This window comes from Kitasatospora mediocidica KCTC 9733 (assembly GCF_000744225.1).
GTDB lineage: Bacteria > Actinomycetota > Actinomycetes > Streptomycetales > Streptomycetaceae > Kitasatospora > Kitasatospora mediocidica.
Map to the genome: position 1 here is coordinate 180,758 of NZ_JQLN01000003.1, position 14,008 is coordinate 194,765.

Consider the following 14,008-nt stretch of genomic DNA (forward strand, 5'->3'; position numbering starts at 1 on the left):
ACGAGCGGCCCCGGCGGGTCGGGTAGGAGTTGCGTGGGAGGATGGCCGGGTGAGTGAGACAACCGCAGCCCAGACCGGTCAGCAGGCTCCCGCGCGCCGCGGCGCCGCGTACGACTCCGCCTTCCTGCGCGCCTGCCGGCGCGAACCGGTGCCGCACACGCCCGTGTGGTTCATGCGTCAGGCGGGCCGCTCGCTGCCCGAATACCTGAAGATCCGCGAGGGCATCCCGATGCTCGAGTCGTGCATGCGGCCCGAGCTGGTCAAGGAGATCACCCTGCAGCCGGTGCGCCGGCACAAGGTGGACGCCGCGATCTTCTTCAGCGACATCGTGGTGCCGCTGAAGGCCGTCGGCATCGACGTCGACATCAAGCCGGGCATCGGCCCGGTGATCGCCGACCCGATCCGCACCCGCGCCGACCTCCAGCGGCTGCGCCCGCTGGAGCCCGACGACGTCTCGTACGTCACCGAGGCCGTCGGCCTGCTGGTGGACGAGCTCGGCAGCACTCCGCTGATCGGCTTCGCCGGCGCGCCCTACACGCTGGCCAGCTACCTGGTCGAGGGCGGTCCGTCCAAGAACCACGAGCGCACCAAGGCCATGATGTACGGCGAGCCCGAGCTCTGGGCCGAGCTGGTCGACCGGCTCGCGGTGATCACCGCCGGGTTCCTCAAGGTGCAGATCGAGGCCGGCGTCTCGGCCGTCCAGCTCTTCGACTCCTGGGTCGGCTCGCTGGCGCCCGACGACTACCGCCGCTCGGTGATGCCCGCCAGCACGAAGGTCTTCGACGCGGTCGCCTCCTACGGCGTGCCGCGGATCCACTTCGGTGTCGGCACCGGCGAGTTGCTGGGCCTGATGGGCCAGGCCGGCGCCGACGTGGTCGGCGTCGACTGGCGGGTGCCGCTGCACGAGGCCGCCCGCCGGGTCGGCCCGGGCAAGGCGCTGCAGGGCAACCTGGACCCCGCGGTGCTCTTCGCGCCGACCTCGGTGATCGAGACCAAGGCCCGCGAGGTGCTGCACTCCGCCTGCGCGATCGGCGAGAGCGGCCACATCTTCAACCTCGGCCACGGCGTGCTGCCCAGCATGGACCCGGACGCCCTGAGCCGGCTGGTCGCCTTCGTCCACGAGACCAGCCAGCGCTGATAATTCGATCGCCGTCCCCCGAGCGCCTGTCGATACTCGGGGGATGAGTCGTTTCTCGGATTTCGACACCCGCGGCTACCGGACGGTCGACGTCCGCACGGGCTACGGCGCCTGGGCCGCCGGCTACGAGGACACCGTGCCGGACGTGATGGACCTCGCGCTGCTGGACGAACTCGCCGTCCCCGACTGGCCGTCGGTGCGCCGGGCGGCCGACCTGGGGTGCGGCACCGGGCGCACCGGGGTGTGGCTGCGGGGCGTCGGCGTCGAGGCGGCCGACGGGGTGGACCTGACGCCGCAGATGCTCGCGCGGGCTCGGGCGAAGGGCGTCCACGACCGGCTGGTGGAGGCGGACGTCGCCGCCACCGGGCTGCCGGGCGGCGCTTACGGGCTGGTGATCTGCTCGCTGATCGACGAGCACCTGGCCGACCTGCGGCCGCTCTACCGGGAGGCCGCGCGGCTGGCGGAGCCCGGGGCGCTGTTCGTCCTGGTGGTCTTCCACCCGCACTTCATCATGATGAGCGGGATGCCCACGCACTTCACCGCCGCCGACGGGGAGCCGGTCGCCATCACCACGCACGTGCACCAGCTGAGCGACCACGTGGCGGCCGGGCTCGGCGCCGGGTGGCAGCTCGCGGAGCTGCGCGAGGGCCTTGTGGACGACCGCTGGGTCGCGGTGAAGCCCAAGTGGGAGCGCTACCGCGGGCACCCGGTGTCGGCGGCGCTGGTCTGGCGCAAGGGCGTCGACGCCTCCTGAGGTCCGCCGGGCCGGGGTGTTCTGCGAGACTGCGAACCATGTCAGAACCACTACCGCAGGTCGTCGTGATCGGCGGCGGCATCGCCGGCCTGGCCGCTGCCGCCCTCCTCAGCGGGGCGGCCGGCGGGCCGCCGCGCGCCGCCGTGACGCTGCTGGAGGCGGGGGACCGCTTCGGCGGCAAGCTGCTGGTCGGCGAGGTCGGCGGGGTCCAGGTGGACCTCGGCGCCGAGGCGATGCTGGCGCGCCGGCCCGAGGCCGTCGAGCTCGCGCGGGAGGTCGGCCTGGCCGACTTCCTGGAGCCGCCGACCACCGCCAAGGCCGCCGTCTGGAGTCGCGACGCCCTCCGTCCGCTGCCCGCAGGACAGTTGATGGGTGTCCCCGGCGACCTGGAAGCACTCGCCGCCTCCGGGGTGATCTCGGCCGAGGGGCTGCGCCGGGCCGCCCGCGAGGAGAGCGTCGAGGTCGGCGAGGACATCGCGATCGGCCGCTACATCGAGGCCCGGCTCGGCCGCGAGGTGCTCGACCGGCTGGTCGAGCCGTTGCTCGGCGGCGTCTACGCCGGGCACGCGGACGAGATCTCGCTGCGCGCCGCCGTCCCGCAGTTGCTGCCGATCGCGCAGGGCGGCGGCTCGCTGGTCGCCGGGGTGCACGAGCTGGTCTCCCGGGGGACCACGAGCGGGAGCGCGGGCGCCATGCCCGCGCCGGTCTTCCAGGGCCTGCGCGGGGGCGTGGGGACCCTGCCGCCCGCGCTCGTGGCCGCCTGCCGAAGCGCCGGGGCGCAGCTGCACACGCGCGCCCCCGTCCACCGGCTGCACCGCACCCCCGAGGGCTGGCAGGTCGGCACCGGGGACCGGACGATCAGCGCCGACGCGGTGCTGCTGGCCGTCCCCGCCCCGGTCGCGGCCCGGCTGCTCGGCGACGCCGCGCCCGGCGCCGCCGCCGAACTGGCCGCCGTCGAGTACGCGAGCATGGCTCTGGTCACGCTGGCCTTCCGCCGCGCCGACCTGGCCGAGCCGCCGAGCGGCAGCGGCTTCCTGGTTCCGCCGGTGGACGGCCGGGCGGTCAAGGCCGCCACCTTCTCCTCCAACAAGTGGGGCTGGCTGGCGCGTTCCGCGCCCGACAGCTTCGTGCTGCGCACCTCGCTCGGCCGGCACCGCGAGGAGCAGGCCCTCCAGCTGCCGGACGAGGAGCTGGTCGCCCGCTCGCTGGCCGACCTGCGCGCGGCCGTCGGCCTGACGGCGGTGCCGTACGACACCGCCGTCACCCGCTGGAACGGCGGACTGCCGCAGTACCCGGTGGGCCACCCGGCCCGGGTGGCCAGGATCCGGGCGCAGGCCGCCCGGGTCGGCGGCCTGGCCCTGGCCGGCGCCGCCTACGACGGTGTGGGCATCCCGGCCTGCATCGCGAGCGCCCGCCGCGCGGTCAACGAGTTGTTGACCCCGCCGGTCGGCGCGGCCCGCGCGGAAGGGACAATGTCGGCATGACCGATTCCGCTGAGCAGGCGACGAAGAAGAAGGCGCGGGACCTCAACGAGGTCATCCGCTACACCATGTGGTCGGTGTTCAAGCTCAAGGACGCGCTGCCCGAGGACCGCAGCGGCCTGGCCGCCGAGGTCGACGAGCTGTTCGAGCAGCTGGCCGCCAAGGACGTCACGGTGCGCGGCACCTACGACGTCTCCGGGCTGCGGGCCGACGCCGACCTCCTGATCTGGTGGCACGCCGAGAACTCCGACGACCTGCAGGAGGCGTACAACCGCTTCCGCCGCACGGGCCTGGGTCGCCGGCTGGAGCCGGTCTGGTCGAACATGGCACTGCACCGCCCGGCCGAGTTCAACAAGTCGCACATCCCGGCCTTCCTGGCCGACGAGACCCCGCGCGACTACGTCTGCGTGTACCCGTTCGTGCGCAGCTACGAGTGGTACCTGCTGGAGGACGCCGAGCGTCGCCGGCTGCTCTCCGAGCACGGCCAGCTGGCCCGCGGCTACCCCGACGTCCGCGCCAACACCGTCGCCTCGTTCGCGCTGGGCGACTACGAGTGGCTGCTGGCCTTCGAGGCGAACGACCTCTACCGGATCGTCGACCTGATGCGCGACCTGCGTGCCTCCGAGACCCGGCTGCACGTCCGCGAGGAGGTGCCGTTCTTCACCGGGCGCCGCAAGCCGGTCGCGGAGCTGCTGAACGGCCTGGTCTGACCCGCCCCGCCCCGGCCGCTGCGGTGCGCGTTCGTCAGCGCCGCAGCGGCCGCAGCGCGGCCCGCAGCCGGGCGTCCGGGACGGCGGCCGGGCCGCCGATCGCCACGGCGGTGAGCAGTCGCTTCTCGTCCTGGGCCTGCTCGCCGGGGCCGTCGACGCGGCGCGGCAGCCGGATCGCCTCCAGCACCTCCTGCCCTGCCGGGGCTGCCCACCGGGTGTAGGGCTGCACGTCCACCCGGGCCATCAGCAGGGTTCCGGTGGTGAGCACCAGCGGCAGCGAGAACCAGGCCAGCGCGGCGGCGGTGGTGCCGCGCCCGCCGGGTGCCGTCAGCGACATCGCCGCGGCCATCAGTACCACCGCGAGCAGCAGCGCCTGCCGGACCTGCCGCAGCGCCCGCACGACGCTCTCGCGGATCGCCGCCGGGGTGGCCAGTCCGGCCAGCGCCAGTCGGTTGCCGATCTCCAGTACGGTGCGGTGCCGGGCCAGGTCCTGTCGCAGCTGCGAGGTGAGGCACTGCCCGTCCGGCCCGATCTCACTGATCAGCGCGCGCTCCAGGCGGCTGCGGCCCTGCGGGTCCACCACGGTCGTCCAGCCGGTGTGCGCCAGGTGCAGCCGGCCGCGTCCGCTCATCAGCACCAGCGCCAGGTCCACCACCCGCTCCGGGCCACCGGCCAGGTAGGCGGTCTCGTACAGCCCTATGCCGACCGCTTCGGCGGGTTCCTCGTCCTCGGGGCCGGTGAGCGCGTCCGCCGCCGCGGCGGTGCGGATCAGGCGCAGACAGGAGACCACGGCGACGACGCAGGCCGGGACGAGAAAGACGAGCCACATGGGCTTGTTCTAAACCGCCCGGCTCCGCACGTCGCGCAAACCGGTGCCGCGATACCGAATCGTGACCGCAGTGCGGCCCGTCCGGGTCCGTCTCACGAGAACAGCACCTCGCGGTCCTCGCCGAGGTGGCTGCGCAGGACGGCCAGCGCGCGCATGCTCTGGGTCTTCACGATGGACGTGCTGACGCCGAGGATCTCGGCGGTGACCTCCACGCTGTGGTCCTCCCAGTGGCGCAGCAGCAGGATCGCCCGGTCCCGGCGCGGGAGCTGGGCGAGGGCGTCCAGCAGGGTGAGCCGCACGGCGGTGGCGTCCGGGGTGTCCGGCTGTTCGGGGAGCTTGTCGGTGGCCACCTCGCCGCTGCTGCGCAGCCGCCGGTGGTCGAGCAGGCTGTTCAGCAGCACCTTGCGGGCGTACAGGAACGGGTCGGTGTCCCGCCGGGTTATCCGGGGCCACGCGACGTACATCTTGGTGAGGGTGGTCTGCGTGAGGTCCTGGGCCAGATGCCAGTCCCGGCACATCAGGTAGGCGATCTGCCGCAGACGGGTCGCACCGCCTTCGGCGAAGGCGGTGAACTCTGCTTCTTTGCGCACCGGTGGATGCCCTTCTGGCTGTGTCGCGGGGAGTGCGGACGGGCGTCGCGGCCCCGGCGGTGCGGGGCCGCGACGGTTGGACGGATCAGCCGAAGGTCGGCAGGGACGGGTACTGGGCGGCCGCGGCCGCGCCCTCGGAGGGCGTCATCGAGTCGTTGATCAGCGGGTTGGTCGCCAGCGCGACGGCCTGGGCGTCGGTGAGGACGACCGTGCCGGGGGCGTTGGACTTGCCGTCGAACGCGAGGCAGCTGCTCGACAGCACCTGGACGGCGGTGCCGTCCGGGCGGCGGACCGACACGCTGGTGTGCTCGATGCAGTTGTCCGCCAGGTGGTCGACCATCACCTTCTGGCCTGCCGCGTCGGTGGAGCAGTCGGACTTCGGGCAGAACATGGGCTGGTCGGGCTTGCCGGTGAAGACCCGGACCATTCCGGTGCCCGCCGGGGTGGTCACCTCGATCTGGACCGAGGTGGTGGGGTTCTTGCCCTTGGAGTCGGGCTCCTGGGTGTTGGCGGCCAGGTGGCTGGTCGCGCCGGGCGGCAGCAGCGGCAGCACGGCGGCAAGCAGCGCGGCACCGGAGATCGGCACCTGCGCTTCGGCCGGCTTCGCCCCGGCGTTCGGCGCGGCGTTCGGCGTGGCCGACGACGACGGGAGCGGAGCGGCCGCAGCGCTCACCGGGACGGTCGAGCCGCCGGCGGTGCTCAGCGGGCCGCCGAGCAGGACGGCGACACCCGCCATCGCCACGGCCGAGCCGACCACGGCGCTGACCGCGCGCAGCCGCCGGGTGCGGCGGCCGCGGCTGGCAGCCGCACCGACGATGTCGCCCAGCGGGGGCGGCGCGAGTGCGGACAGCTCGTCACTCAGGTCTGAGCGGAAATCCTTCATCTCTGACTGGATCCTCTGTGTGTTGTGTCGCACGCCGGCCATGCGGACCCGCTCGGACGCGGCTCTGTCCCCCTAGACGGGTCGGCCCCCGCATTCGGTAGCACGGCCGGCGAGATATTTTTCGTCCGGCACAGCACGACGCCCCCCGGTCGCCGCAGCGGCGGCCGGGGGGCGTCGTCGTGCTGTGCCGGCTACTCCGCCGGCTTCAGCGTCAGCGAGATGCTGTTGATGCAGTACCGCTGGTCGGTCGGGTTGGCGTACCCCTCGCCCTCGAAGACGTGCCCGAGGTGTCCGCCGCAGGTGGCGCAGCGGACCTCGACCCGGCGCATGCCGAGCGTGGTGTCCTCGATGTACTCGACCCGGTCCTCGGCCAGCGGCGCGTAGTAGGACGGCCAGCCGCAGTGGCTGTCGAACTTGGTCTCCGAGCTGAACAGCTCGCTGCCGCAGGCCCGGCAGCTGTAGACGCCGACCGTCTTGGTGTCGGTGTACTCGCCGACGAACGGCGCCTCGGTGCCGGCCTGCCGGAGCACCTTGTACTCCTGCGGGCTCAGCTGGGCACGCCACTCGGCGTCGGTCTTCTCGATCTCGTAGCTCACTGCGGGCTCCCAGGCTGTCGAAACGTCAGGCCTGCACTGCAACGCTCGACAGGTGCTTCAAGATTTCCTCGCCCAGGGTGGTGACGTCTCCGGCACCCATGGTCAGCACCAGGTCGCCCGGCCGGGCCAGGGCGGCCAGCCGCGCGGGGGCCGCCGCGAAGTCGTGCTCGGCGGCCGTCTCGGCCCCGGCCCGCTGCGCCGCCTCGACGATGAGCGCGCTGGTCACGCCGGGGATCGGGTCCTCGCGGGCCGGGTAGATGTCGAGCACCACGGAGGCGTCGGCGAGCGTCAGCGCCTGGCCCATCTCCTCGGAGAGCTGCTGGGTGCGGCTGAACAGGTGCGGCTGGAAGACCACCAGCACCCGGCTGCTCCCGGCGGCCTCGCGGATCGCCTCCAGGTCGGCGGTCATCTCGGTCGGGTGGTGCGCGTAGGAGTCGATCACCTGTACGCCGGCCGCCTCGCCCTTGAGCTGGAGCCGGCGCCGCACGCCGGTGTAGCTGCCCAGCGCCTGCGCCAGCTGCTCGGCCGGCACGCCCAGCGCGATGCCGGCGGCCAGCGCCGAGACCGCGTTGTGCGCGTAGTGGCGGCCGGGCACCGAGACGGTGAACGGGAGCTCGGCGCCGTCCAGCAGGACGGTGACCTCGCTGGTCATCCCGTGCGCGACCACCGACAGGATCCGCACGGTGGCGTCCTCGGCGGCGCCGACGGTCACCACCCGCAGGTCGTCGCGGCCGGCCACCCGGGCGGTCAGCTCGCGGGCGCCGGGGTGGTCGGCGGAGACGACGAGCGTGCCGCCGCTCTGGACCCGGCCGACGAAGGTCTCGAAGGACTCGTAGATCTCCTCCATCGACGCGTAGTTCGCGTGGTGGTCGAGCTCCACGTTGAGGATGATCGCGACCTCGGGCGCGTACTTGTGGAAGCTGCGGTCGCTCTCGTCCGCCTCCGCCACGAAGATCTCGCCGGCGCCGTGGTGGGCGTTGCTGCCCGGCGCGTCCAGGTCGCCGCCGATCGCGTACGAGGGGTCCAGGCCGAGCGTGGCCAGGCTGACCGCGAGCATGCTGGTGGTGGTGGTCTTGCCGTGCGTGCCGGCCACCGCGATCGCGCGCCGGCCGCCCATCAGCGCGGCGAGCGCGTCGGAGCGGTGCACGACGGGGATGCCGCGCAGGCGGGCGGCGGCCAGCTCGGGGTTGTCCTCGCGGATGGCGCTGGAGACGACGATGCTGCTGGCGCCGTCCGGGACGTTCTCGGCGGCGTGGCCGACCTGCACGGCCGCGCCCATCGCGCGCAGGGCCAGCACGGTGTCGGACTCCTTGGAGTCGCTCCCGGAGACCTTGGCGCCGCGTACCGCGAGGATCTTCGCCAGGCCGGACATGCCGGCGCCGCCGATGCCGATGAAGTGCGGGGCGTGCAGGTCGTGGGCGGCGTCGTTCAAGGGAGCTCTCCGTAAAGAAAGTGGGGAATCGTCCTCGCGGGCGGTGGGTGACCGGGTCCGGCCGCAAGGACGATTCTGCACCACTCGGCAGGGGGGACGGTGCGTCCGCACCCCAGGCGGGCCGACGGCTCAGGCCTCGCTGGCGAACAGCTTGAGCACCGGCACCCCGACCTTGTGCCGGGCCTGGGAGGCCCAGTCGCGGTGGAAGAACTCCTCGACGAAGTGCGGCGCGGTCAGCACCAGCACCTCGTCCGCGCCGGTCTCCTCGACCACCGCGCGCAGGGTGTCCAGCGGCTGCGACTCGACCACCTGGCCGACCGCCTCCGCGCCGCTCTCGCGCAGGTGGCGCAGGCTGTGTTCGAGTGATTCGCCGGCCAGGGTCGGGCCGTTGGCGTCGTCGTGCTCGTGCACCGCCTTGTCGAGGTGGCCGAGCGCCACGTCGTCCAGGGCCCGGAGCAGTTCGTCCTGCTTGCCGCGGGGTTGCATCAGCACGACGAAGGAGACCTTCTCGTCGCCGTGCAGGGTGGTGACCAGCTCCACGTCGGCCTCGGAGAGTGCCTTTTCGATCATCAGTACGGTCTTGAACACAAGAGTCCCTTCCGTGTTGCAGGCCCCCGGGGTCCGGTGTCCCCTCCCATAGTGCCCGGAGGAAGCTTTCCTCACGCGGCGCACACGGCACACGGGCCACGTGGGGGTGATCACAGGATCGGTCCGCTGACGGACCGGCCGGATCCGGGTGCCTACTCGGCGGTACGGCAGTAGCGAGTGAAGAGGAAACCTTTCTGCTCGATCAATGAGACCAGCCGCATCCGCTGCGCGTCTGGCATTTGCGCACCGTGCAGGATGCGCGGCGCGTCGCCACCGGTCAGCAGCGGCGCCAACGACAGGCACAGTTCGTCCAGCAGGTCCGCGGCGGCCAGCTGCGCGAGCAGCCGCGGACCGCCCTCGGTGAGCTGCCGGGTCCAGCCGCGCGCGGTCAGCTCGGCCAGCGCCCGGGACAGCTCGACCGAGCCGCGGCCGGCCACGATCAGGTCGGCGCGTGCGGCGACCGCGCGCCGGGCGGCGGCGGGGGAGTCCTCGGTGGTGATCACCACGGTCGGCACCAGCGGCTCGGTGAAGAGCGGCGCGTCCAGGTCCAGTTCCAGGCTGCGGCTGACCACCGCGATCACCGGCGCCGGCGCCTGGCCGGCCGCCGCCCGGGCCGCCGCGAAGTCGGCCCGGGCCCGGGCCGGGCGGTAGCCCTCGGCCCGCACCGTCTCGGCTCCGACCAGCACCACGTCGCTCAGCGCCCGCAGCACTCCGAAGATCCGCTTGTCGGCCTCGCTGGACAACTCCTCGGAGAGGCCGCCCAGCTTGGCCGCGCCGTCCAGCCCCGAGACCATGTTGGCGCGCAGCCACGGGCGGCCGCGTTTCACCTGGTCGGGATAGGCGTAGACCTCGGCGAGTGCCTCCAGCGAGGAGAGGTCAAGGTCGTCGGGGTGTGACGGAGGGATCAGCCGGCGCATGACTGTGAGTCTTCCACGGCGCGTAGGCTTTATTACCGTGCCCGCAGCCTCAGAGACCGAAGCCATAGCTCCCGCAGCGCCCGCCAGGACCGGTGCGCCGGTCGCGCTGACCGACCGCCGCCCGGTGGTTCCGGCCGAGCGCCTGGTGGCCGAGATGGTCCCGCCGCCGCGTTTCGCGGGGGTGAGTTTCGGCTCGTACCTGCCGGACACCACGCAGCCGAGCCAGTACGAGGCGGTCCGGGTGCTGGAGGAGTTCGCGGCGGGCCTGAACGCCCCGGTGAGCGCCAAGCGCGGCTGGTTCCGTCGCGGGCCCGCGGCGCCGACCGGCCCGGCCGGGGTCTACCTGGACGGCGGCTACGGCGTCGGCAAGACCCACCTGCTGGCCTCGCTCTGGCACGCCGTCCCCGGGCCGAAGGCCTTCGGGACCTTCGTCGAGCTGACCAACCTGGTCGGCGCACTGGGCTTCCAGCAGGCGGTGCAGACCCTCTCCGAGCACCGGTTGCTCTGCATCGACGAGTTCGAGCTGGACGACCCGGGCGACACCGTGCTGGTCTCCACCCTGCTCGGCCGGCTGGTGGACGCCGGGGTCAAGCTGGCCGCCACCTCCAACACCCTGCCGGAGAAGCTGGGCGAGGGCCGGTTCGCCGCCACCGACTTCCTGCGCGAGATCCAGGGCCTGTCCGCGCACTTCCGCCCGCTGCGGATCGACGGCCAGGACTACCGCCACCGCGGCCTGCCCGCCGCCCCGCCGCCGTACGCCGACGAGGCCGTGGAGGCCGCCGCGGCCCGTACCGCCGGCGCTTCCTTCGACGACTTCGGCGACCTGCTGACGCACCTCTCGGTCGTCCACCCCAGCCGGTACGGCGCGCTCCTTGACGACGTGCACGCGGTCTTCCTGCGCGGCGTCCAGCCGGTCACCGACCAGTCCACCGCGCTGCGCCTGGTCGTCCTGGCGGACCGGATGTACGACCGCGAGCTGCCGATCACGGCCTCCGGCATCCCCTTCGACCAGGTCTTCTCCGCGGAGATGCTGAGCGGCGGCTACCGCAAGAAGTACCTGCGGGCGATCTCCCGCCTGGTCGCGCTGGCCCGGGACTCCTCGAAGAGCAGCTGATTGTCAGTGCTGGGTCGTACGGTTGATCCGTGCGACCCATCACGAGTATTGAGCGGTCCGTGGCGCCCTTCGAGGTCGTCAGTCCCTTCCAGCCCAACGGCGACCAGCCGGCGGCCATCGCCGAGCTTGAGCGCCGGATCCGGGCGGGCGAGCAGGATGTCGTGCTGCTCGGTGCCACCGGCACCGGCAAGTCGGCGACCACCGCCTGGATGATCGAGAAGCTCCAACGGCCCACCCTGGTGATGGCGCCGAACAAGACGCTGGCCGCCCAGCTGGCGAACGAGTTCCGCGAGCTGCTGCCCAACAACGCCGTCGAGTACTTCGTCTCGTACTACGACTACTACCAGCCCGAGGCCTACGTCCCGCAGACGGACACCTACATCGAGAAGGACTCCTCGATCAACGAGGAGGTCGAGCGGCTGCGCCACTCGGCCACCAACTCGCTGCTCACCAGGCGCGACGTGGTCGTGGTCGCCTCGGTCTCCTGCATCTACGGCCTGGGCACCCCGCAGGAGTACGTGGACCGGATGGTCCCGCTCAAGGTCGGCGAGGAGCTCGACCGGGACGCCCTGCTGCGCCGCTTCGTCGACATCCAGTACACCCGCAACGACGTCGCCTTCACCCGCGGCACCTTCCGGGTGCGCGGCGACACCGTCGAGATCTTCCCGGTCTACGAGGAACTCGCCGTGCGGATTGAGATGTTCGGCGACGAGATCGAGGCGCTGTACACCCTGCACCCGCTCACCGGCGAGATCATCAGCCAGGACGACTCGGTCTACATCTTCCCCGCCTCGCACTACATCGCCGGCCCCGAGCGGATGGAGCGGGCGATCAACGGCATCGAGGCGGAGCTCGCCGAGACGCTGGCCCGGATGGAGAAGCAGGGCAAGTTGCTGGAGGCCCAGCGGCTGCGGATGCGCACCACCTACGACATCGAGATGCTGCGCCAGATCGGCACCTGCTCCGGCGTCGAGAACTACTCGATGCACTTCGACGGCCGCGCGCCGGGCACCGCCCCCAACACGCTGATCGACTACTTCCCGGAGGACTTCCTCCTGGTCATCGACGAGTCGCACGTGACCGTCCCGCAGATCGGCGCGATGTACGAGGGCGACGCCTCGCGCAAGCGCACGCTGGTCGAGCACGGGTTCCGGCTGCCCTCGGCGATGGACAACCGCCCGCTCAAGTGGGAGGAGTTCCTGGAGCGGATCGGCCAGACCGTCTACCTCTCCGCCACCCCCGGCAAGTACGAGCTCTCCCGCGGTGACGGCGCCGTCGAGCAGATCATCCGGCCGACCGGCCTGATCGACCCCGAGGTGATCGTCAAGCCGACCGAGGGCCAGATCGACGACCTGGTGCACGAGGTCCGCACCCGGATCGAGAAGGACGAGCGGATCCTGGTCACCACCCTCACCAAGAAGATGGCCGAGGACCTGACCGACTACATGCTCGGCCTGGACATCCGGGTCCGCTACCTGCACAGCGACGTCGACACGCTGCGCCGGGTCGAGCTGCTGCGCGAGCTGCGGGCCGGCAAGTACGACGTACTGGTCGGCATCAACCTGCTCCGCGAGGGCCTGGACCTGCCCGAGGTCTCGCTGGTGGCGATCCTGGACGCCGACAAGGAGGGTTTCCTGCGCTCGGGCACCTCGCTGATCCAGACCATCGGCCGTGCCGCCCGTAACGTCTCGGGTCAGGTGCACATGTACGCGGACCGGATCACGCCCGCGATGGAGAAGGCGATCGAGGAGACCAACCGCCGCCGGGAGGTCCAGCGGGCGTACAACACCGAGCACGGCATCGACCCGCAGCCGCTGCGCAAGAAGATCGGCGACATCCTGGACACGCTGTCCCGGGAGGAGCTCGACACCGAGGAGCTGCTGGCCACCGGCTACCGCGACAGCGGCAAGGGCCGTGCCCCGGTTCCCGCGCTGGGCGCCTCGCGCAAGCCGGCCAAGAGCCTGCCGGCCGCCGAACTCGCCGATCTCATCCAGCAGATGACGGACCGGATGCACGCCGCCGCCACCTCGCTGCAATTCGAGGTGGCCGCCAGGTTGCGCGACGAGGTCGGCGAGCTGAAGAAGGAGCTGCGCCAGATGCGGGAGGCCGGGATCGCCTAGAACCCGGTTCGTTCCGGGCTCTCAGCGGGACTGGAGTCCCTGGTGGGGGCCCCGGGCAGGGCCTAGGCTTGGGCCGGGTACGAGACAGACGTCGAGGTGGACCCACACCAACAGGGGGCCTCAGCCGGGGGACGGCACCGGGGTGATCCGAATCGTGGTCGGCGCACGTTGATCAGCGGGCGCCGGACGAAGAGAGAGGACAGTACCGTGTCGGTGAATCTGGCCAAGGGTCAGCAGGTCAGCCTGCGCAAGGAGTCGGGCGAGTCGCTCAGCGTCGTCCGGATGGGTCTGGGCTGGCGGGCGGCCCCCAAGCGCGGCCTGTTCGGCAGCCGCACCCGGCAGATCGACCTGGACGCGTCGGCGCTGCTCTACGTCGACCACACCCCGGCGGACGTGGTCTTCTTCCAGCAGCTGGTGAGCAAGGACGGCTCGATCCGGCACACCGGTGACAACCTGGTCGGCGGGGCCGGCGCGGGCGGGGACGACGAGTCGATCGTCGTCGACCTGACCCGGATCCCCGCGCAGATCACCCAGGTGGTCTTCACCGTCAGCTCCTACACCGGGCAGACCTTCGCCGAGGTGCGGCACGCCCACTGCCGGCTGGTGGACGAGCTGACCGACCAGGAGCTGGCCCGCTACGAGCTGGACGGCGGCGGCGCGCACACCGGCCAGATCATGGCCAAGGTCTTCCGTGACGAAGCCGGCGGCTGGGGGATGCGGGCGATCGGCGCACCGGCCTCGGCGCGGACCTTCCAGGACCTGCTGCCCGCGATCGAGCCCTTCCTGTAGAAGATCTCTTTACCTTCTCTTGGTGTTTCCTGGTACTCTTCTTGTTATCGGAGGGGAGTATTCCCCT

14 protein-coding genes are annotated in these 14,008 nt (G+C 72.1%); 7 read left to right on the forward strand and 7 right to left on the reverse strand.

Annotated features, from left to right (window positions below):
• The first annotated feature begins 49 nt into the window (after window positions 1-49).
• From hemE to hemQ, 4 genes are read left to right on the forward strand one after another with little or no spacing between them, the layout of a single operon-like run.
• The gene (gene hemE / locus BS80_RS06175) at window positions 50-1,138 is read left to right on the forward strand and encodes a uroporphyrinogen decarboxylase (protein ID WP_035794132.1); all 1,089 of its coding nucleotides are present in this window, start codon (window positions 50-52) and stop codon (window positions 1,136-1,138) included.
• A gap of 43 nt (window positions 1,139-1,181) precedes the next feature.
• Window positions 1,182-1,892 (forward strand): class I SAM-dependent DNA methyltransferase, encoded by a 711-nt coding sequence (locus BS80_RS06180; protein WP_035794133.1) that lies wholly within the window; start codon window positions 1,182-1,184, stop codon window positions 1,890-1,892.
• Between the two features lie 38 nt (window positions 1,893-1,930).
• A complete protein-coding gene (gene hemG, locus BS80_RS06185) occupies window positions 1,931-3,376 on the forward strand; it encodes a protoporphyrinogen oxidase (protein WP_035794134.1) in 1,446 nt (481 codons plus the stop codon).
• The gene (gene hemQ, locus BS80_RS06190) at window positions 3,373-4,083 is read left to right on the forward strand and encodes a hydrogen peroxide-dependent heme synthase (RefSeq protein ID WP_035794135.1); all 711 of its coding nucleotides are present in this window, start codon (window positions 3,373-3,375) and stop codon (window positions 4,081-4,083) included. The genes hemG and hemQ overlap by 4 nt, the downstream gene beginning before the upstream one ends.
• Before the next feature lie 34 nt (window positions 4,084-4,117).
• On the opposite strand, the gene BS80_RS06195 is transcribed toward hemQ, so the two are convergent.
• The 7 genes from BS80_RS06195 to BS80_RS06225 all read right to left on the reverse strand — a co-directional run bounded on the left by BS80_RS06195 (window position 4,118) and on the right by BS80_RS06225 (window position 9,918).
• Window positions 4,118-4,912, reverse strand: a complete 795-nt coding sequence (locus tag BS80_RS06195; RefSeq protein ID WP_035794136.1) for a TIGR04222 domain-containing membrane protein — start codon at window positions 4,910-4,912, stop codon at window positions 4,118-4,120.
• Window positions 4,913-5,004: 92 nt separating this feature from the next.
• Window positions 5,005-5,502 carry a SigE family RNA polymerase sigma factor gene (locus BS80_RS06200; RefSeq protein ID WP_035794137.1) on the reverse strand — a complete coding sequence of 166 codons (498 nt, stop codon included), beginning with the start codon at window positions 5,500-5,502 and terminating at the stop codon, window positions 5,005-5,007.
• A gap of 85 nt (window positions 5,503-5,587) precedes the next feature.
• Complete coding sequence (locus BS80_RS06205) at window positions 5,588-6,385, reverse strand: hypothetical protein (protein ID WP_035794138.1); 798 nt, start codon at window positions 6,383-6,385, stop codon at window positions 5,588-5,590.
• 191 nt (window positions 6,386-6,576) lie between these two features.
• Entirely contained in the window at window positions 6,577-6,981 is a 405-nt protein-coding gene (gene msrB / locus BS80_RS06210) for a peptide-methionine (R)-S-oxide reductase MsrB (protein WP_035794139.1), read from the reverse strand.
• 25 nt (window positions 6,982-7,006) lie between these two features.
• Complete coding sequence (gene murC / locus BS80_RS06215) at window positions 7,007-8,413, reverse strand: UDP-N-acetylmuramate--L-alanine ligase (RefSeq protein ID WP_035794140.1); 1,407 nt, start codon at window positions 8,411-8,413, stop codon at window positions 7,007-7,009.
• A gap of 129 nt (window positions 8,414-8,542) precedes the next feature.
• Window positions 8,543-9,001: an indole-3-glycerol phosphate synthase gene (locus BS80_RS06220; protein WP_157535952.1), complete on the reverse strand. Its 459-nt coding sequence runs from the start codon at window positions 8,999-9,001 to the stop codon at window positions 8,543-8,545.
• A gap of 152 nt (window positions 9,002-9,153) precedes the next feature.
• Entirely contained in the window at window positions 9,154-9,918 is a 765-nt protein-coding gene (locus BS80_RS06225) for a pyrimidine reductase family protein (RefSeq protein WP_035794141.1), read from the reverse strand.
• On the opposite strand from BS80_RS06225, the gene zapE reads away from it, so the two are divergent.
• The 3 genes from zapE (at window position 9,917) to BS80_RS06240 (ending at window position 13,941) form a co-directional block, all read left to right on the forward strand.
• Entirely contained in the window at window positions 9,917-11,032 is a 1,116-nt protein-coding gene (gene zapE, locus BS80_RS06230) for a cell division protein ZapE (RefSeq protein WP_051966162.1), read from the forward strand. The genes BS80_RS06225 and zapE overlap by 2 nt on opposite strands.
• 29 nt (window positions 11,033-11,061) lie before the next feature.
• Window positions 11,062-13,152, forward strand: a complete 2,091-nt coding sequence (uvrB, locus tag BS80_RS06235) for an excinuclease ABC subunit UvrB (RefSeq protein WP_035794143.1) — start codon at window positions 11,062-11,064, stop codon at window positions 13,150-13,152.
• A 207-nt stretch (window positions 13,153-13,359) separates the two neighbouring features.
• Window positions 13,360-13,941, forward strand: coding sequence for a TerD family protein (locus BS80_RS06240; RefSeq protein ID WP_035794144.1), 582 nt, complete (start codon window positions 13,360-13,362; stop codon window positions 13,939-13,941).
• Window positions 13,942-14,008 lie beyond the last annotated feature (67 nt).